This window comes from Brevundimonas sp. (assembly GCF_036400995.1).
In the GTDB taxonomy this organism is placed as follows: domain Bacteria; phylum Pseudomonadota; class Alphaproteobacteria; order Caulobacterales; family Caulobacteraceae; genus Brevundimonas.
This window is the reverse complement of the sequence record NZ_DASWWG010000017.1, coordinates 29,811-48,631: the sequence shown is the minus strand read 5'-3', so window position 1 is coordinate 48,631 and position 18,821 is coordinate 29,811. Positions and strand designations below refer to the sequence as shown.

The following is an 18,821-nucleotide window of genomic DNA, read 5'->3' as shown; positions in this document are numbered from 1 at the left end:
GTGGGAACCGCGCGGGGCGCGCTGATCGCGGTCCTGCTGTCGGTCGCGGCTCCGGTCGCGGCCCAGACCCCCTATGTCGCCCAATCGGCGCCCGAGCCGGGCGTCGGCGTCTGCCCGGGCGGCGTGTGCCAGCCCGAGGCGCTGGCGGGGGTGTTCGCCGCGCTGGCGGCGACGGAGGCCGGGACGCGCGACCGGCCCGTCCACATCCTGCAGATCGGCGACAGCCACACGGCGGGCGACCGGATCACCGGCAAGCTGCGCGTCGATCTGCAACGGCGGTTCGGCCGGGCGGGGCGGGGCGTGCTGCCGCCGGGCGTCCCCTATGACGGCTATGCGCCCTATCAGGTGACGGTGGGCCAGCGCGGCTGGGTGATGGAGAACGCGCCGCTGCAGCCGCCGGCGGGCGCGCCGACGCCGCGCACGGGTCTGGCGGGCACGCGGGCGACGGGGGTGCGCGACGCGATGATGGGCTTCGATCTGGAGCCCGGGGTGGAGGCGACGACGCTGGGCGTCTGCGGGCGCGGGGCGGCGAATGGATCGCCACTGATCGTCGAGGCGGGCGGCGTCGGCCGCGAACTGGATCTGGGCGGCGGCCGTGACGAGGTCTGCCGCGACCTGCCCCTGCCGGGCGGCGCGCGCTCGGTGCGGCTGGTGGCGCGGGGCGAGGGGGTGGTGATCGACTCCGTGCGGCTGGACGGCGCCGCCCGGGGCGTGACCGTGTCCAATCTGGGACGGGTGGGGGCAAGCCTGCGCGATCTGGCGGTGCGGGACGAGGCGACCGTCGCGGCCGAGCTGATGGCGTGGCGGCCGGACCTGATCGTGTTGGCGTTCGGAATCAATGATGGATTCGACGACGGGCTGGACCCCGCCGCCTACGAGGCCCTGCTGCGCGGGCAGGTGGCGCGGCTGCGGCGGCTGGCGCCGGGGGCGTCGCTGCTGTTGCTGGGCGCGCCGGACGGGCTGAGGAACGGGGCGGCGGGGGGCTGCAGCGCCGACGGACTACGCGCGCCGCCGCCGAAGCTGGCGGTGGTCCGGGACGTGCAACGCCGGGTCGCCGCCGATCTGGGCGTCGCGTTATGGGACTGGCACGGTCGAATGGGGGGAGACTGTTCGGCGGATCGTCTGGCGCTGGGGGCCGAGCCCCTGATGCGCGGCGACCGGGTCCATTTCACGAGTGCGGGGGCCGACTGGATCGGCGGCATCCTTTCGGGCGACCTGACGGGCGCCTATGACCGTTGGAAGGCTGATCAGGGGAGCGTGGACTAGTGCTGTTCCCCACGCTCGCCTTCGGCGTCTTCTTCCTGTTCGTCTATTTCACCGCCTGGTCGCTGGAGCGCGAGAACGGGCGGCGCAAGCTGTTCCTGCTGCTGGCCAGCTGGTTCTTCTACGCCCAGTGGGACTGGCGGTTCGTCGGCCTGCTGATCCTGTCGGCTGTCCTGAACTGGGGCATCGCGGCGCTGATCGCGCGCAAGATGGAGCGGGACGGGACAGATGCGAAGCGCGGCTGGCTGGTCGGGCTGGGCGTCGCGGCCAACCTGCTGATCCTCGGCTTCTTCAAATACTACGGCTTCTTCGTCGAACAGGCGGGCGACCTGCTGGCGCAGTTCGGCTGGGAGCGGGACCTGCCGCTGCTGGAGATCGTCCTGCCGGTGGGGATTTCCTTCTTCACCTTCCAGGGCATCAGCTACGTCGTGGACGTGCATCGCGGGAAGACGCCGCCGGCGAAGAGCCTGCTGGACGTCATGCTGCTGATGAGCTTCTTCCCGCATCTGGTGGCCGGGCCCATCGTGCGGGCGTCGGACCTGCTGCCGCAGTTCGAGCGGACGCCGCGGCTGACGCGGGAAATGGCGACGCACGGCCTGCTGCTGATCTGCTGGGGCCTGTTCAAGAAGACGGTGATCGCGTCCGAGCTGTCGGTGAACCTGGTCGACCCGGTCTTCTTCGACCCGTCGGCCCATTCGGCCATCGACATCGCGGCGGCGGTCTACGGCTATGCGGTGCAGATCTACTGCGACTTCTCGGCCTATTCGGACATGGCGATCGGGATCGCGGCCCTGCTGGGCTATTCGTTCCCGCGAAACTTCGACCAGCCGTACCGGGCGTCGTCGATGCAGGACTTCTGGCGGCGGTGGCACATCAGCCTGTCCAGCTGGCTGCGCGACTATCTGTATGTGCCGCTGGGCGGCGGGCGGAAGGGTCTGCTGCGGTCGTGCCTGAACGTCTTCATCACCATGGTGCTGGGCGGGCTGTGGCATGGGGCGGCGTGGACCTTTCTGGCCTGGGGCGCGCTGCACGGGGGCGTGCAGGTGATCGAGCGGCTGGGCCGTTCGGTGTTCGGGGACCGCAAGGTGATGCCGACGGTGCTGGGGGTGCTGATCACCTTCCACATCGTCTGCCTGGGCTGGATCCTGTTCCGGGCCGAGACCTTCGACCTGGCCATGGCCATGCTGGCGGGGCTGGGCCGGATGGGACCGGTGACGATGCTGACGCCGCTGTTGCTGGTGCTGATCCTCGGCGGGTTGGCCATGCACTGGCTGCCGCCGCGGGCGGTCGAGGGGATGACGGAGCGGCTGAAGGCGGCGCCGTCGATCACCCTGGGCGTCCTGATCGGGGTGGCCATCCTGCTGGTCGAGGCCGTGCGGCCCGAGGGCGTGGCGCCCTTCATCTATTTCCAGTTCTGAACCGTTGGAGCAGGCATGACCGACGACAGGGACAGGACAGGAGAGGGCGGGGTTCCGCTGGAGCCCTTCCCCGTGCACCGGCCGGAATCGCCGTTCCCGCCGCTGTATGAGAGCCTGCCGCCGCGCGATCCGCCGAGCGACTGGATCCAGTCGGCCGACGCCCATGACCTGCCGACCGCGCCGGAGCCGGTGCGGGAGAGCACCTTGATGGCGCTGGGCCGGTTCGCCTTCCCGCCCGCGCCGCCGCTGGACGACGAGGGGGTGGCGGCGCGCGACATGCGCTGGACCAGCCGGACGCTGGTGTTCGCCAGCCTGTTCCTGCTGGTCTTCAACGCCGTCTCGCCGCTGAACTGGTCGCACCAGCAGGCGCCGGGATGGGTGTCGGAGACGGTGGAGAAGGTGTCGGAAGCCTGGGTCGGCCAGCTGGCCCAGCTGGGCACCGACCTGCCGCGGCAGGGGCTGCGCGAGGCCTGGTTCGAGGCGAAGGACGCCCGCTTCCCCGGGCAGGCGCCCGCGCCGCCGCGGACTGATACACCGTAACGTTCAGAGCTTGACCGGACTCGGACACGGCCCCTAGCGTGCGCCGCCCGCAAGTCGGCGGGCGCTCAAGGGGCTGTTCCATGCGTCATCGTCTGCTCGCCCGGGCTCTGCCCGCCTTTGTCCTGCTGGCCGCCGTGGCCGGCCCGGCGCTGGCCCAGGAGGCCCTGACCTACCAGCAGCCGCCGGCGCCGATCGCCGACATCCTGGACACCCGGCCGACCCCGAGCTCGAGCCTGAGCCCCGACCACACGACCCTGGCGCTGTTTGATCGCTCGAACCTGCCGCCGATCGCCGAACTGGCCGAGCCGATGCTGCGGCTGGGCGGCTACCGCATCAATCCGCGCAACAACGGTCAGGCGAACAGCCGGGTCAGCTGGCTGACCGGCCTGAGCTTCCAGCTGGTGGACGGCGGCGCGGCGCGGACGGTGCAACTGCCCGCCAACGCCCGCTTCCTGTCGCCGAGCTGGTCGCCGGACGGCCGGTCGGTGGCCCTGCTGATGGACGCCCCGACCGGGCTGGAGCTGTGGGTCGTGGACGTGGCCACGGCGCGGGCGCGCAAGCTGACCGACGCGCGGGTCAACGCCGCCTCGGGCGGGGCCTTCGACTGGACCCCGGACAGCGCCGCCCTGGTGGTGCGGATGACACCGGAAGGGCGCGGCCCGGCCCCGGACGTCAGCCGTCCGCCCGCCGGTCCGATCGTGGCCGAGAGCATGGGCCGCGTGGCCCCGGCCCGGACCTATCAGGACCTGCTGGCGAACGCGGGCGACGAGGCCCTGTTCGACCACTACTTCACCTCGCAGCTGACCTTCGTGCCGATCAACGGCCGGGGCGCGCGCGATCTGGGCGAGCCGGCGGTCTATCTGGGCGCCAACACCTCGCCGGACGGGCGGTTCGTGCTCGTGACCACGGTCAAGCGGCCCTACAGCTATGTGGTGCCGGCGGGCCTGTTCCCGTCCGAGACGCGGGTGATCGACCTGCAGGGCCGGACCGTGCATCAGGTCGCCGACCTGCCGCTGCGCGACAACGTCCCGACGCCGTTCGACGCCGTGGCTCCGGGCCCGCGCTCGATCCAGTGGCGCGCCGATGCGCCCGCGACCCTCGTCTGGACCGAGGCGCAGGACGGCGGTGATCCGCGCACCCCGGCCGAGGTGCGCGACCGCGTCTTCATGCTGGCCGCGCCGTTCAGCGCGCAGCCGACGACCCTGATCGACCTGAAGGAACGCTACGGCGGGGTCACCTGGGGCGATGCGGACACGGCGCTGGTCAACAGCCGCTGGTTCAACACCCGCCACGAGACCCGCTACGTCGTCGATCCTTCGAACCCGGGAACCGGCCGGGTGCTGCTGGAGCGGAACTATCAGGACCAGTACAACAACCCCGGCTCGCCCCTGACCGAGACGAACGCGGCGGGCTTCCCGGTGGCGCGCTTCGCCGCCGACGGCCGCCTGCTGATGACCGGGCCGGGCGCGACGCGGAACGGGGAGTATCCCTTCCTCGCCGCCATGGACCTGAACACCGGCCAGTCGGAGCGGCTGTGGACCTCGGCCGACGGCGAGTACGAGAGCATCGTCGGCCTGCTGGATGACAGCGGACGCCGTCTGGTGACGCGCCGCGAGACGCGGAACGATCCGCCGAACCTGTTCGTGCGCAACCTGGACGCCACGGCGACCCAGCCGCTGACCCAGTTCCCCGATCCGGCGCCGCAGCTGGCCGGGGTGACGCGCCAGCTGATCACCTACACCCGCGCCGACGGGGTGCAGCTGTCGGGGACGCTGTACCTGCCCGCCGGCTACGACAAGGATCGCGACGGCCCGCTGCCGCTGGTGATGTGGGCCTATCCGGCCGAGTTCACCGACGCGTCGGTGGCCGGGCAGGTGGTGGACACCGCCAACCGCTTCGTGCGCCCGGGCGGGTCGAGCCACCTGTTCCTGCTGACCCAGGGCTATGCGGTGCTGGACGACCCGTCGATGCCGATCATCGGCAAGGACGGGGCCGAGCCGAACGACACCTATATCGAACAACTGACGGCCAGCGCCGAGGCGGCGGTCAATGCGGTGGTCGAGATGGGCGTGGCGGATCGTGACCGGATCGCCGTCGGCGGTCACAGCTACGGCGCCTTCATGACCGCCAACCTGCTGGCCCACACCGACCTGTTCCGCACCGGTATCGCGCGTTCGGGCGCCTACAACCGCACCCTGACGCCGTTCGGCTTCCAGGCCGAGCAGCGGACCTACTGGGAGGCGCCGGAGACCTATAACGAGATGTCGCCCTTCGCCTACGCCAACCGGGTCAACGAGCCGATCCTGCTGATCCATGGCGAGGCGGACGACAACTCGGGCACCTTCCCGGTGCAGTCGGAGCGCTTCTATGCGGCGCTGAAGGGCAACGGGGCGCAGGTGCGCTACGTGGTCCTGCCGCTGGAGGCCCACGGCTATCGCGCGCGGGAGTCGGTCGGGCACACCCTGTGGGAAATGACCCGCTGGCTGGACACCTATGTGAAGAACGCGGGGCCGCGGGCGGCTGAGTAGTCCCTTCTCCCCTCGAGGGAGAAGGTGGCCCGTCAGGGCCGGATGAGGGGGATGCCGGAGACGGCTCCCCCTCTTTCCGTTTGAGGGGCCGACAGCCCCCTCATCCGAGCGGCTCCGCCGCCCACCTTCTCCCTCAAGGGGAGAAGGATTCAGGCCTCGACCAGCGGCCCCAGACCGGTCGCCGTCTTCGCCACGGTGAACGTCTTCAGCACCCGCTCGCGATAGGGCTTCTCGACGATGGTGGAGACCGCGCGGAGTTCAGCCTTCGCCTGATCCGGCGTCAGGGTCAGCAGGACGTAGCCCTTGGCTGACTGGTCGCAGAGGACGACCTCCTCATTGGCCGCGTTCAGGGCGGCGCCGAGCGGGACGCCGGGGACGTGGTCGCCGGGGGAGGGGCTGGAGATGGCGCTGGTCCCGAACTCGACGGCGGCGCGGCGGCCCGAGGCGTCCTTGAGGTCGTTGACCCAGAAGGCGTGGCTGTCGCCCGCCAGAACGATGGGCTCGACCCCGGCCTCGGCAAAGGCGGCGTAAAGGCGTTCGCGGCCGGCGGGGTAGCCGTCCCAGCTGTCGAGGTTGAAGGGGACGCCCAGGCTGAACAGCTGCTGGGCCTGCTGGACCTGCGTCCGGACCTCGGGCTTGAGGCGGGCCATCAGGGCCATGATCTCGAGGCGAGAGGCCAGTTTCGAGATGTCCGGGCCCTGCACGCGGGCCATGACCACCTGATTGCCCAGCACCTGCCAGGGACGCCCGGCGGCCTTCGAGGCCGCGAGCGTCTCCCGGATCCAGCCGCGCTGGCCGTCGCCGAGCAGGTCGCGGGCGGGGTCATTGCGCTTCGCCTCGAAGGCCGCGAGGTCGGGCCCCGCGGCGGTCATCGGCATGTCTTTCGCATAGGTCAGGGGCTCGGTGCGGGCCGTCAGCCGCGTCTCGACCATCAGCAGGCTGGCGAGGTCGCCGAAGTCGAAGCTGCGGTAGATGGCGGCCTCGCTGAGGCCGCCTTCGGGTTCGCGGATCGGCATCCACTCGAAATAGGCTTTCAGCGCCGCGGCCTTGCGGGTCAGGAAATCGCCCTCGGTTTCCGGCGTGTGGTTCTCGGCCCCGCCGGTCCAGGTGTCGTTGGCGACCTCGTGATCGTCCCAGACGCAGATGAAGGCGGCGCGGGCGTGGGCGGCCTGGAGGTCGGGGTCCGACTTGTACTGGGCGTGACGCTGCCGATAGTCGGCCAGGGTGACGATCTCGTGCGCCGGAACCGGGGTGCGGTTCAGCCGGGCGCCGGTGTCCATGCCGTAGGAGTCCGCCTCGGCGCCGTATTCGTAGATGTAGTCGCCCAGATGAATGACGGCGTCGAGCCGCTCCAGCTTCGAGACCGCGTCCCAGGCGTTGAACAGACCGCCGGGGTGCAGCTGGCAGGAGGCGACGGCCAACACCGCCTCGGGCGTGGGGCCGACGGGCAGGGTGCGGACCCGGCCCTGATCGGAGCGTACCTCGCCCGAGGAGAAGGCGTAGCGGTATTCGACGCCGGGCTGCAGGCCGGTCACCGGGATCTTCACCGTGAAGTCACGCTCGGGACCGGTCTCGATCGACCCCCCGGCGACGGCCGCCGAGGCGTCGCCGTCCCGCCAGACCGACCAGTCCACCCGGACGGACCGGGCGGACGGATCGGACGGGGTGACCCGGGTCCAGATCACCGCGCCGTCGGTGAGGGGATCGCCGGAGGCGATCCCGTGCGCGAAGGCGACCGATTGTGCGGTCCGGGCGGCGGCGGGCAGGCTTGCGCCCGCCGCGCCGGCGCTGATCAGACCCAGGAGATCCCGGCGGTGCAGCGACATGGCGGACCTCAGTACTTGACGCCGAAGACGACGCCGACGGTGCGCGGCTCGCCGGCGATGAAGGTCGGCAGGCCCAGGCCGTCGCCGGTGTTGCCCGCGTCCTTGATGAATTTCTCGTCCAGCAGGTTGTCGGCGAAGGCCTCGACCGACCAGTGGCCGTGGCTCCCGGTGTAGCGGATGCGAAGGTTCACCAGCCCGTAGCTGTCCTGGTACTCGTCCACGACGGTGTCGGGCACGAAGTTGCCGGTCTGCAGGTCGGTGCGGTCGTTGTTGTCGTCGAAATACATCTTCGACTGCCAGGTGAAGGTCGGCATGACCGACAGCTCGCCGCCCGCGATGGGGAAGTTCACCGACAGGCCCAGCGAGGCGCGATGGTCGGGCGACAGGCGGAACCGGTTGCCGTCATAGATGCCCGCCTCGAACCGCGAGTGGTTGAAGGCGTAGGTGGCGAACAGGTCGATGTATTCGTTCGGGGTCCAGAAGGCCGCGCCCTCGAAGCCGTAGGACTTCGCCTCGCCGGCGTTGGTGGTGATGAACTGGGTGCCGACCTGAACCGTCGTCTGGAAGTTCGAGTAGTCGTACAGGTAGACCGAGCCGTCGAGGTGCAGGGTCCCGTCGAGCAGGCCGGTGGTCTTGGCGCCGATCTCGTAGCTGTCGACCTCTTCCGCATCCACGAAGGTGAAGTCCGGGGCGCCGAAGGGCGACGACGGGGCGCCGGCGGCCAGCACGGCCGGGCGGCGGCCGCGGGCGTAGTTGGCGTACAGGCTGGTGTCGTCGTCGACCGCGTAGCGGCCGGTGACGCGCCAGGTGAAGCCGTCGTCCTCGAGGTCCTGATAGATGAAGTCGCCGTTGTTGGCGGTCGGCTGGAAGGTCAGGCCGAAGGCGGGGAAGGCGGCGCTGATCGGGGCGGTCGCGGCGCCGGGCGTGGCCAGCTGGGTCACCAGGCCGTTGGCGAAGGCGCCGAGCTGGGCGGCCTGGGCCAGGGCTTCCGGCGTGCCGACGGCGACCAGTTGCGCGATCTGGGCCTGGACCTGCTGGAGGCCCAGCAGGCTGCCGGCGATCGAGCGGCCGTTCAGCACGGCCGAGGAGAAGCCGCTGGTCTTGTCGTCCTGCGTCCAGCGCACGCCGGCCGAGAACTCCAGGCCGTCGGTCGGGCGCCAGGTCAGGTCGGCGAACAGGTCGATCGACTCCAGCTCGCTGGAGTTGGTGGCGGTCTCGATGTGCGAGGCCTTGAGGTTGTTGCGGATGCCCGGGATGACCGGGGCGGGCAGGCCGAGGCCGCCGAGGATCGGGTCCAGCAGGGTCGGGCTGGAGTAGGCGGCCAGCGGCAGGAAGGTCTGGCCCTGGGCGCCCGGGACGCCGTCCAGCAGGCCGCTTAGCTGGGCCAGGGCGATGCGCTCGTTGAACTCGGTCGGGGTGCGCTGCGAGCCCTCTTCCTTGAAGTAGCCGGCGCCGACGAAGCCCGAGAAGGCGCCGCCGTTGTCCCAGTTCAGGCGGAACTCCTGGCTCCACTGTTCGCCGTCGGCATCCTCGACGGCCGAGAGCAGGGGCAGGGAGAGGCCGTCCGCGTCGAAGGCTTCATAGGAGTCGAAGGTGCGGTAGGCGCTGGTCGAAGTCAGGGTCAGGCTGTCCGACAGGTCGATGCGGGCGATGCCGGTCAGGCCCCAGACCTCGCGGTCCAGACCCAGCGCCTTGCCGCCGTCGATGTTGGTGTGGGGCGTCAGGGCCGCGCCTTCCCACGGCGAACGGGCGCCGATCACCGCGCCGGTGTTCGGGTCCTGCGGCGCGTAGAGCATCGATTTGAACGAGGTGCCCGGCGCGCTGTCGCTCTGGTAGTTGGCGATCAGGTCGAAGCGGAAGCCGTCGGTCGGCTGGAAGGCGCCCGACAGGCGGAAGGCCTGGGTGTCGAAGCCGTTGTAGTCGGCGCCGCCCAGCAGGTTCTCGACATAGCCGTCGCGGGTCTTCAGGCGGGTGGCGAAACGGATGGCGGCGCTGTCGCCGACAGGGGCGTTCACCATCAGCTCGCCCATGCGGTAGTTCAGGTCGCCGATGGCGAAGCGGCCTTCCGAGGCCCAGTCGCCGATCTCGGCCTTGTTCTGGATGACGTTGACCGCGCCGATCAGGGCGCCGCGGCCGTACAGGGTCGACTGCGGGCCGCGGGCGACCTCGACGCGCTCGATGTCGAACAGCTCGACGTAGGAGCCGCGCGACTTGGAGATGGAGACGCCGTCCTGGAAGACCGAGACGCGCGGTTCGGTGGTGGCCTCGCCCGAGTCCGAGGTGATGCCGCGCATCACGAAGCCCGGATTGTTCGGCGACTGGTTCTGGACGAGGAAGCCGGGGGTGAAGGCCGACAGCTCCTCGAAGTCCTGCACGCCCAGACGCTCGAGGCGTTCGCCGCCCCAGGCGGTCAGGGCGAAGGGCACCTCGACGGTGCTCTGTTCGCGCAGCTGGGCGGTGACGACGACCTCATCCAGCTGGGTGGCGGGCTCGGCCTGCTGGGCCGAGGCGGCGCCGGCGAGGGCCCAGACGAGGCCCAGGGCGCTGGCGCCGAGCAGGGTGGACGGACGAGAAATGCGGTGAATCATGACGGCCCCCGGGGAGTGAGGGGCCCGACCTAGCGGGGCTGTATGCCGCGACGGCGACGGTGCGGCGACCGCCCGGTGAAGCTGGGGAGTCGGTGAAGTGACGACTGTTCAGTGAACGGCGCAGGCGTGGCCGTCAGGACCTGTCACTACCGACGCACGGATAACGATGGTTTTCAGGTGGCGGGACTTGGAGGGACCATCATGAAGACCATGCTTCGCATCGCCGCCGTCGGCGCCCTGATCGCCACCTTGACCGCCACGGGCGGTTGCGCCTCGCTGATCACCGGCGGCGACCTGATCCGGCCGGGCGAGCCGACGGGCACCATCCGGGTGACCAACGTCAGCTCCGGCGCGATCAATGTGGTGCTGATCTCGGACTGCAACGCCTCGACCTACGGGCTGAACCGCCTGCCGTCGGGCATGGCGATCCCGCGGGGCGGAAGCTACGACTTCACGGTTTCCGCGGGCTGCTGGGACGCGTCGGCCGGGATCGTCGGCTACGGGGACGCGCGGCGGCGGATGCAGATCGTTCCGGGCGGCGGCGTCAACTGGAGCGTCGGCGGATAAGCGCCGCCATCGGTTGAACCTTTGCCGCACCGCAACATTGTTGTTGCGCGAGCGTCGTCTGTCGGGTCACGCTGCGAAACGCTTGCGGTGGGGACGGCATGGCCTTTGACGAGATGTCCGGTGACGGCGGAGGAATCCGCGACAGCTATCGCGGTCTGGCGCGATGGCTGGCGGAGGCCCCCGAAGGGCTGTTGCAGGCCCGCTCGCGGCAGGCCGAACTGTTCTTCCGCCGCATGGGCATCACCTTCGCGGTCTATGGCGATGCGGAGTCGGCCGAACGGCTGATCCCGTTCGACGTGGTGCCGCGGATCATCGGCGCGTCCGAATGGGCGGGGCTGGAGAAGGGGCTGATCCAGCGCGTCTCGGCCATCAACGCCTTCCTGTCGGACGTCTACGGAAAGCAGGAATGCCTGAAGGCGGGCGTCGTCCCGGCCGAGCTGATCCTGACCAATCCGCAGTACGCGCCCGAGATGCAGGGTCGCCGCCCGCCGCGCGACATCTGGGTGCAGATCGCGGGCGTCGATCTGGTGCGGACCGGCGAGGACGGCTTCTACGTGCTGGAGGACAACTGCCGCACGCCGTCGGGGGTCTCCTACATGCTGGAGAACCGCGAGATGATGATGCGGCTCTTCCCGGACCTGTTCGCCGACTATCCGGTACGCCCGGTCGAGACCTATACGGACATGCTGCTGGCCTCGCTGCGGGCCAGCGCGCCGGAGGGGGCGGGGAGCGATCCGACGATCGTGGTGCTGACGCCCGGCCCGTTCAACTCGGCCTATTACGAACACAGCTTCCTGGCGGACAAGCTGGGGGTGGAGCTGGTCGAGGGGCGCGATCTCTTCGTCGATGACGGCAAGGTCTATATGCGGACGACGCAGGGCCGGCAGCAGGTGGACGTCATCTACCGCCGGATCGACGACGCCTTCCTGGATCCCCTGACCTTCCGCCCGGACTCGGCGCTTGGCGTGCCGGGGCTGATGGCGGCCTATGAGGCGGGGACGGTCACGCTGGCCAACGCCGTGGGCACCGGGGTCGCCGACGACAAGGCGGTCTACACCTACATGCCGGAGATCATCCGCTTCTTCACCGGCGAGGAGCCGATCCTGAACAATGTGCCGACCTGGCGATGTCGGGAGCCGGACGCGCTGAAGCATGTGCTGGCCAACCTGGGGGACCTGGTGGTCAAGGAGGTTGGGGGCTCGGGCGGCTACGGCATGCTGGTCGGCCCGGCCTCGACCAAGGCGGAGATCGAGAGCTTCCGCAAGAAGCTGATCAACGACCCCGACGACTTCATCGCCCAGCCGACGCTGCAGCTGTCGACCGCGCCGACGCTGGACAAGGGCGAGCTGCACGGCCGCCACGTCGACCTGCGGCCCTTCGTGCTGTCCAGCCCCGACGGGGTGAAGGTGGCGCCCGGCGGACTGACGCGGGTGGCGCTGAAGCCGGGCTCTCTGGTGGTGAACTCCAGCCAGGGCGGCGGAACCAAGGACACCTGGGTGCTGGACGTCTGATGCTGAGCCGTACCGCAGACAGCCTGTACTGGACGGGCCGCTATATCGAGCGGGCGGATTTCCTCGCCCGCATTCTGGAAGCCACCATCCGGCTGGCCGCCATTCCCACGCGCGGGGACGGCGACGCCGAGACGGTCTGGGCCAGCGCGCTCGCCTCGGCCGGGGCGCCCAAGGCGCTGGGCCGGGCGCCGACCGAGAAGTCGGTGCGCGAGTATCTGGCCTTCTCGTCGGACAACGCCTCGTCCATCGCGTCCTGCATCACCCGGGCGCGGACCAATGCCCGCTCGGTGCGGACGGCCCTGACGGTCGAGCTGTGGGAGGCGATCAACGGCGCCTGGAACGGGCTGGCCGAGCAGGGGCAGCCGACCCGGCGTGACGACTTCGGCCACTTCCTGGAGTGGGTGAAGACGGTCACCCTGTCGGTCGAGGGGGCGGCGTCGCGGACCATGCTGCGCAACGACGCCTACTATTTCCTGCGGCTGGGCGCGGCGATCGAGCGGGCCGACAACACCGCCCGCCTGCTGGACGTGAAATACCACCTGCTGCTGCCCGAGGGCGAACGGGTGGGCGGGCAACTGGATTACTTCCAGTGGACGACCCTGCTGCGCGAGGTCTCGGCCCTGACGGCCTATCGCTGGGTCTACCGGGACAGTGTGAAGCCCTGGCTGGTGGCCGACCTGCTGGTGCTGAACCGGCAGATGCCGCGCTCGCTGGCCAGCTGTCAGGCCTCGATCGTGCGCTATCTGGAGAAGCTGGCCAGCGACTATGGCCGGCGCGGCCCGGCGCAGCGGATCGCGGCCGAGCGGATGCGGGCGCTGGAGTCCTCGAAGATCGAGACCATCTTCCAGGCAGGCCTGCACGAATACATCCAGGGCTTCCTGGCCGAGAACATCCGGCTGGGGCAGTCCGTCACCGAGCAGTATCTGAGCTGATCCATGCGTATCCGGATCGATCATGCGACCACCTACGCCTATGACCGGGCGGCGCGGTTCATCATCCAGACCCTGCGTCTGACGCCGCGCTCGAGCGACGCCCAGATCGTCAGCAACTGGCAGGTGGAGACCGACGTCGACGCCCGCCTGCGCCGATCGGAGGACGCGTTCGGCAACATCGTGCACGCGCTCTACACCGAGCAGCCGACGCGCAGCCTGACCATCCGGGTGACCGGGGAGGTCACGACCAGCGACACCGCCGGGGTGGTGCCGCCGGATCAGGAGCGATTGTCGCCGCTGGTCTTCCTGCGCGACACAGAACTGACGAAACGGGACAAGCTGATCTCGGTCTTCGCCTCGGAATTCTCGGCCCATCCGCCGCTGGAGCGGATGCACCGGCTGATGGCGGCGATCCACGGGTCGGTGGCGTTCGAGGTCGGGGTGACCACGCCGACGCACAGCGCCAGCGAGGTTCTGGCCCTCGGTCGGGGCGTCTGTCAGGACCACGCCCACGTCTTCATCGCCTGCGCCCGTCACATGGGCGTGCCCGCGCGTTACGTCTCGGGCCATCTGGCGCGACGGGACCGGGCCGACCAGGAGGCCGCCCACGCCTGGGCCGAGGCCTGGATCGAAGGGCTGGGATGGGTCGGCTTCGACCCCGCCAACGGCATCTGTCCGACCGAGCGCTATGTGCGGATCGCCACCGGGCTGGACTATCTGGGCGCGGCGCCGGTGCGGGGCGCCAGCTACGGCGGCAGCGGCGAGACGCTGGCGGTCAAGCTGGTGGTCCGTGATGCGGACATGCAACAGGGCCAGCAACAGGCGTGAGCGCGGGGTGGAACGTCGCGGGAATCTGTTACGGTTCGCCGGATTCTGACGTTCGCGGGATACGACGCGTCCAATGACCTACTGCGTGGGCCTGCTGGTCGATGAAGGGTTGGCGATGATCGCCGACACCCGGACCAACGCGGGCGTCGACAACATCTCCTCCTATCGCAAGCTGCACGTCGTCGATCAGCCGGGCGAGCGGGTGCTGGCCGTCGCCACGGCGGGCAATCTGTCGGTGACCCAGACGGCGCTGGCCATGGTGCGCGAGGGCGTCCACCTGAACGTGGGCGAGCCGCCCGAGACGCTGGAGACGGCGACCAGCCTGTTCCGCTGCGCCCAGCTTCTGGGCCACGCCCTGCGCAGCGTGCGCCAGTCGATCGCCCCGGCGCTGGAGGCGGACAGCCTGAACACCTCGGCCTCGATGCTGCTGGGCGGCCAGATCGCCGGCGGGCCGATGCAGCTGTTCCTGATCTACAGCCAGGGCAATTTCATCGAGTGCGGGCCGGACACGCCCTTCCTGCAGATCGGCGAGGCCAAGTACGGCAAGCCCATTCTGGTCAGCGGGCTCCGCGGCAGCACGCCTCTGGCCGAGGCGGTGAAGCTGGGGCTGATCTCCTTCTCGACGACCATGCGCTGCAATGTCGGGGTGGGGGCGCCGTTCGACATGCTGACCCTGCGCCGCGACATGATCAGCGGCGACGTGCGGCGGATCGAGGCGGACGATCCCTATTTCACCGACCTGCACGACCGCTGGACCCGGGCGCAGGCGCAGGCGCGGGCGGCCATGCCCGAGCCGCCGTGGATGAACGGGCAGGGGGCGGCGGCTTTCGGCTGAGCTCATCGCCGCTGACGTGGCGGCGCCTTGCGGGTGATGGAGCGAGCGGCCTAGCTTCGCTTCATGCCCGCCTTCGACATCCCCTCGACGCCCGCCGACTTCGCCTTCTTCGAGCCCCTGCGCGTGCGCTGGGCCGAGATGGACATGCAGGGCGTGGTCTTCAATCCGAACTATCTGATGTACGCCGACGTCGCGATGACCGGCTACATGCGCGCCGTCGGCCTGCCGGGACCGACCGGACTGGCCGAACTGGGCATCGACATGTTCGCGGTCGGGGCCAAACTCGATTTTCGGTCATCGGCCTATTTCGACGATGAGCTGCGGATCGGGGCGCGGATCGAGCGGTTCGGACGCACCTCCTTCCAGCCGCGTGTCGCGGTGTTCCGGGGGGACGAACTGCTGGCCGACGTCGGGCTGACCTATGTCTGCGTGAATCCGGACGGCAGCCGGGCGCCGATCCCTGTGCCGGACGCCTTCGTCGCCGCCTGCGAGGCGATGGACAGCAGGGTTCGTTGAACCGTTGCAGGCGGCGCGTCGCGCGATAGGGTGCGGAATGACCCAGCACCGACTGACTCGCCGCCACGCCCTCGCTCTTTCAGGCGGCCTCGCCGCGCTCGGACTGACGGGGTTGCCCGCGCGGGCGGCGGCGCAGTCGGAGGATTGGGCGGCGCTGGGCGCCGATGTGAAGGCCGAGTTCAAATGGGCCTGGGACCACTATGTCGCCAAGGCCTGGGGCAAGGACGAGATCAATCCCGTCTCGGGCACGGCGCGGTCCTTCTTCATCGAGGGCCACGACCTGGGCCTGTCGCTGGTCGAGGCGCTGGACACCCTCTGGATCATGGAGCTGGACGAGGAGTTCCAGGCGGGCGTGGACTGGGTGAAGTCCAGCCTGTCGTTCGACGTGGACGCCTTCTCGCAGGTGTTCGAGACCAACATCCGCCTGGTCGGCGGTCTGATCTCGGCCTACCTGGCGTGCGGCGATCCGGTGCTGCTGGAGAAGACGAAGGATCTGGCCGACCGGCTGATGAAGGCCTTCGACGCCTCGCCGCACGGCCTGCCGTACCGCTATGTGAACCTGAAGACCGGGGCGGTGCGCGACCCGGAGACCAATCTGGCCGAGATCGGCACCTATGCGACCGAGTTCGGGGTGCTGGGCCAGCTGACCGGCGACGACCGCTACTATGCGGCGGCCAAGCGGGCGATGAAGCACGCGCTGGATATGCGCTCCGGGAAGGGGCTGATGGCCGCCAACATCCACGCCGAGACGGGGCTGTTCACCAGCCGCAACGCCTCGATCGACGTCTATGCGGACAGCTTCTACGAATACCTCTGGGACAGCTGGGAGCTGTTCGGCGACACGGACATGAAGCGCTGGGCCGAGGAGTGCATGGGCGCGATGGTCGCCCATCAGGGCAAGCGCTTCGACGGCCGCCTGTGGTTCCCGATGGTGGATTATGAGACCGCCGAGACGACCGCATACTCGCAGACGGTGCTGGGCGGCTATCTGGCCGGGCTGCTGGGTCAGGTGGGGCTGAAGGCCGCCGGCGACGACTTCCTGGCCACCTACACCGAGATGCAGGAACAGTACGTCATCATCCCGGAATCGACGGACGTGCGGACCCGCACCCCGCGCGGCAAGGGCACCGGCCTGCGCCCCGAGTTCGCCGACGCCTACCTGAACCTGTGGCTGGGCGACCGCGACGACCGCTATCGCGCCCTGACGGCGATCCACTATCGCAACATGAAGGCCACCTCGAAGGCGGCCTACGGCTACACCTCCCTGAAGGACATCACGACCCGCCCGATGGAGCAGGGCGACAACTGCCCCGGCTACTGGTGGTCCGAGCAGATGAAGTACTACTTCATCATGTTCGCTGAGCCGCGGCGGATCGACCTGAACCGGCTGCAGCTGAGCACCGAGGCGTGCGTGCTGCGGGGGTTTGTGAAGTGAGCCTGCTTCTGGCGACGCTCGCCGCCGTCGCGCTCACGATGCAACAGGGGCGGGAAGCAGTGCAGGTCCCATGGACGCTGGACCTGCCGACCTTCGAGGGCGCGACGATCGATGCGACCTGCGACGCCCCGCCGGCGCGATATCCCCATTGTGTCTACCTACCGCTTGCGCGGGTCAGCGCCTACTATGAGACGCTTCTGACGGCGAACTGGCGTCTAGTCGCTGACAGTGGCGAGATGAGGCTCTACCAGCGGGCGCGGGAAGACGGTCAGTGCGACACGTTCAGCGTCTGGATCGCAGGACGGGGAGAGGACGGCCTTCTGGTGCTTCGCCAGTTCGAACCTGTGGCCTGCGCCTTCCGGACCTGACCTAGTCTGTCCCCGCCGACGGCAGCGGCAGGGTGACCCGGAACAGGCTGCCGCCGGTGGTGCTCTCCACCTCGATGCGGCCGCCCATGACGGTGGTCAGGCCGTGGCTGATGGCCAGACCCAGACCGGCGCCGTCGGTGGAGCGGGTGGAGCTTTCGTCGGCCTGGGTGAAGGCGGTGAACAGGTCGGCGACGACCTCGGGCGGGACGCCGGGGCCGGTGTCGGCGATCTCGAAGATCAGGGCGTTGTTGGTCTCGCGCGTGCGCAGGGTGACCGCGCCCTCGGGGGTGAAGCGGACGGCGTTGTCGAGGATCGGCTCGACCAGCCGCGCGATCTGGCCCTCGTCGCCGAGGCGGCGGGTGGGGGCCCTGGTCTCGACCCTGAGCTTGAGCCCCTTCGCCGTCGCGCCGCCGCGATAGTCCGCCGCCATCTGGCGCAGCAGCTGGTCGGGCGAGAAGGGGCGAGGGTTCAGGACCACGGCCTCGTTCTGCAGCCGCATGGCGACCAGCAGGTTCTCGATCAGCCGCAACTGCGCCTTTCCCGCCTCCTTGAGCAGGGCCATGCGGTCGCGCTGTTGCGGCGTCAGCAGGTCGTCCTCGATGACCTGGGCGATGCCCAGCACCCCGTTCAGCGGGGTGCGGAGCTCGTGGCTGATGTTGGACAGGAAGCGGGACTTGGCGGCGCTGCCCGCCTCGGCCTTGTGCAGGGCGGCGGCGAGGGCCTGTTCGCTCTCGGTCAGGCGGCGCACGGTGTCGGCCACGCGGCGGAACAGAAGGCTGGCGGCCAGCAGGGTGGCGAGGGTCAGGATCAGCAGGATGGGGGCGGCGTCGCGCAGGATGCGGGCGCCGGGCGCCTCTGGCGTCCAGACGATCCAGCCCAGCACATGGCCCTCGATGTCGCGCACGGCGATGCCGGTCTGTCGGTTGTCCAGCGCCGGGCGGTCGGCGCCCGGGCGGTAGGCGGCGTCCTTGAGGCCGAGCTCGGTCCCGAGCGGGGCGACCACGGTCTCGAACGGCTTGAACGAGGCGACGACCGGATCGGAGGCGGGGACCGGGCCGTCGGCGGTGTGGCGTACGACCGTGGAGGCGGCGGCGAGCCAGGTCTTGCCGCCGACGCCGACGACGCCGCTGCGCAGGCGCACGGCCTTCATGTCGACGGCCGAGCGGTCCCGGACGGCGGCCCGGTTGCGGACATCCGTGACCAGGGTGGCGGCGGCGCGGGCGAAGGGGTTGGCCGGATCGGCGCCGGCCGCCTTGCCCGCCAGGCTGACGCGGATCAGACGGCCCTGGTCGTCATAGGCCACGGTGGCCGAATGGCCGCTCTGGATCGCGTAGAAGGCGCCGAGGTGGTTGTCGAACCAGTCGGCGTCGCGGGCGACCAGCCGCACGACGGCCTCGTCCCAGATGGTGGCGGCGGTGAGGTCGGTGGTGACGCCGTTCAGGGCGCCGGCGACGCGCAGCTCGACCAGCTGCTGCTCCTTGCGGCGCTGGTGGTTGTCGATCGAGGTCCCGACCACGGCCAGCACCGCCAGCATGCCGACGCAGGCGAGGGCGACGAGGATGACCGCGACCCGGAAGGTCGTCCACGTCCGACGGTCAGCCACGCGATTACTCCACACACACCGGACCGCAGTAACGCGCGGCCCTCTCCGGCGCTTTACGGCCGG

The 18,821-nt window shown here is 69.9% G+C and carries 15 protein-coding genes; 12 read left to right on the top strand and 3 right to left on the bottom strand.

The annotated features are described in order from the left end of the window. The 4 genes from VGE03_RS02345 (at position 1) to VGE03_RS02330 (ending at position 5,749) form a co-directional block, all read left to right on the top strand. On the top strand, positions 1 to 1,266 hold the full coding sequence (locus tag VGE03_RS02345) for a GDSL-type esterase/lipase family protein (protein WP_331044860.1): 1,266 nt from the start codon (positions 1 to 3) through the stop codon (positions 1,264 to 1,266). Beyond that, positions 1,266 to 2,681, top strand: a complete 1,416-nt coding sequence (locus VGE03_RS02340) for an MBOAT family protein (RefSeq protein WP_331044859.1) — start codon at positions 1,266 to 1,268, stop codon at positions 2,679 to 2,681. The genes VGE03_RS02345 and VGE03_RS02340 overlap by 1 nt, the downstream gene beginning before the upstream one ends. 15 nt (positions 2,682 to 2,696) lie before the next feature. Continuing rightward, positions 2,697 to 3,221, top strand: a complete 525-nt coding sequence (locus VGE03_RS02335; protein ID WP_331044858.1) for a hypothetical protein — start codon at positions 2,697 to 2,699, stop codon at positions 3,219 to 3,221. Between the two features lie 80 nt (positions 3,222 to 3,301). After that, a complete protein-coding gene (locus VGE03_RS02330) occupies positions 3,302 to 5,749 on the top strand; it encodes an alpha/beta hydrolase family protein (protein ID WP_331044857.1) in 2,448 nt (815 codons plus the stop codon). 149 nt (positions 5,750 to 5,898) lie between these two features. Here VGE03_RS02330 and VGE03_RS02325 read toward each other — a convergent pair whose 3' ends face one another. Together VGE03_RS02325 and VGE03_RS02320 are read right to left on the bottom strand one after the other, a co-directional pair. Beyond that, positions 5,899 to 7,575: an alkaline phosphatase D family protein gene (locus tag VGE03_RS02325; RefSeq protein WP_331044856.1), complete on the bottom strand. Its 1,677-nt coding sequence runs from the start codon at positions 7,573 to 7,575 to the stop codon at positions 5,899 to 5,901. 8 nt (positions 7,576 to 7,583) lie between these two features. Next, positions 7,584 to 10,163 (bottom strand): TonB-dependent receptor, encoded by a 2,580-nt coding sequence (locus tag VGE03_RS02320; RefSeq protein WP_331044855.1) that lies wholly within the window; start codon positions 10,161 to 10,163, stop codon positions 7,584 to 7,586. A gap of 201 nt (positions 10,164 to 10,364) precedes the next feature. Here VGE03_RS02320 and VGE03_RS02315 point away from each other — a divergent pair, with 201 nt between their 5' ends. The 8 genes from VGE03_RS02315 (at position 10,365) to VGE03_RS02280 (ending at position 17,155) form a co-directional block, all read left to right on the top strand. Next, the gene (locus tag VGE03_RS02315) at positions 10,365 to 10,730 is read left to right on the top strand and encodes a hypothetical protein (protein WP_331044854.1); all 366 of its coding nucleotides are present in this window, start codon (positions 10,365 to 10,367) and stop codon (positions 10,728 to 10,730) included. 98 nt (positions 10,731 to 10,828) lie between these two features. Beyond that, the gene (locus tag VGE03_RS02310) at positions 10,829 to 12,241 is read left to right on the top strand and encodes a circularly permuted type 2 ATP-grasp protein (RefSeq protein WP_331044853.1); all 1,413 of its coding nucleotides are present in this window, start codon (positions 10,829 to 10,831) and stop codon (positions 12,239 to 12,241) included. Next, the gene (locus VGE03_RS02305; protein WP_331044852.1) at positions 12,241 to 13,173 is read left to right on the top strand and encodes an alpha-E domain-containing protein; all 933 of its coding nucleotides are present in this window, start codon (positions 12,241 to 12,243) and stop codon (positions 13,171 to 13,173) included. Before VGE03_RS02310 ends, VGE03_RS02305 begins: the two co-directional genes overlap by 1 nt. A gap of 3 nt (positions 13,174 to 13,176) precedes the next feature. Beyond that, positions 13,177 to 14,001 (top strand): transglutaminase family protein, encoded by an 825-nt coding sequence (locus VGE03_RS02300; RefSeq protein WP_331044851.1) that lies wholly within the window; start codon positions 13,177 to 13,179, stop codon positions 13,999 to 14,001. A 73-nt stretch (positions 14,002 to 14,074) separates the two neighbouring features. Beyond that, complete coding sequence (locus VGE03_RS02295; protein ID WP_331044850.1) at positions 14,075 to 14,836, top strand: peptidase; 762 nt, start codon at positions 14,075 to 14,077, stop codon at positions 14,834 to 14,836. Positions 14,837 to 14,899: 63 nt separating this feature from the next. Beyond that, positions 14,900 to 15,352, top strand: a complete 453-nt coding sequence (locus tag VGE03_RS02290; protein ID WP_331044849.1) for a thioesterase family protein — start codon at positions 14,900 to 14,902, stop codon at positions 15,350 to 15,352. 37 nt (positions 15,353 to 15,389) lie between these two features. Then, positions 15,390 to 16,787: a glycoside hydrolase family 47 protein gene (locus VGE03_RS02285; protein ID WP_331044848.1), complete on the top strand. Its 1,398-nt coding sequence runs from the start codon at positions 15,390 to 15,392 to the stop codon at positions 16,785 to 16,787. Continuing rightward, the gene (locus VGE03_RS02280; protein ID WP_331044847.1) at positions 16,784 to 17,155 is read left to right on the top strand and encodes a hypothetical protein; all 372 of its coding nucleotides are present in this window, start codon (positions 16,784 to 16,786) and stop codon (positions 17,153 to 17,155) included. Before VGE03_RS02285 ends, VGE03_RS02280 begins: the two co-directional genes overlap by 4 nt. A gap of 1 nt (position 17,156) precedes the next feature. On the opposite strand, the gene VGE03_RS02275 is transcribed toward VGE03_RS02280, so the two are convergent. Next, positions 17,157 to 18,758: a sensor histidine kinase gene (locus VGE03_RS02275; RefSeq protein ID WP_331044846.1), complete on the bottom strand. Its 1,602-nt coding sequence runs from the start codon at positions 18,756 to 18,758 to the stop codon at positions 17,157 to 17,159. Positions 18,759 to 18,821: the final 63 nt, after the last annotated feature.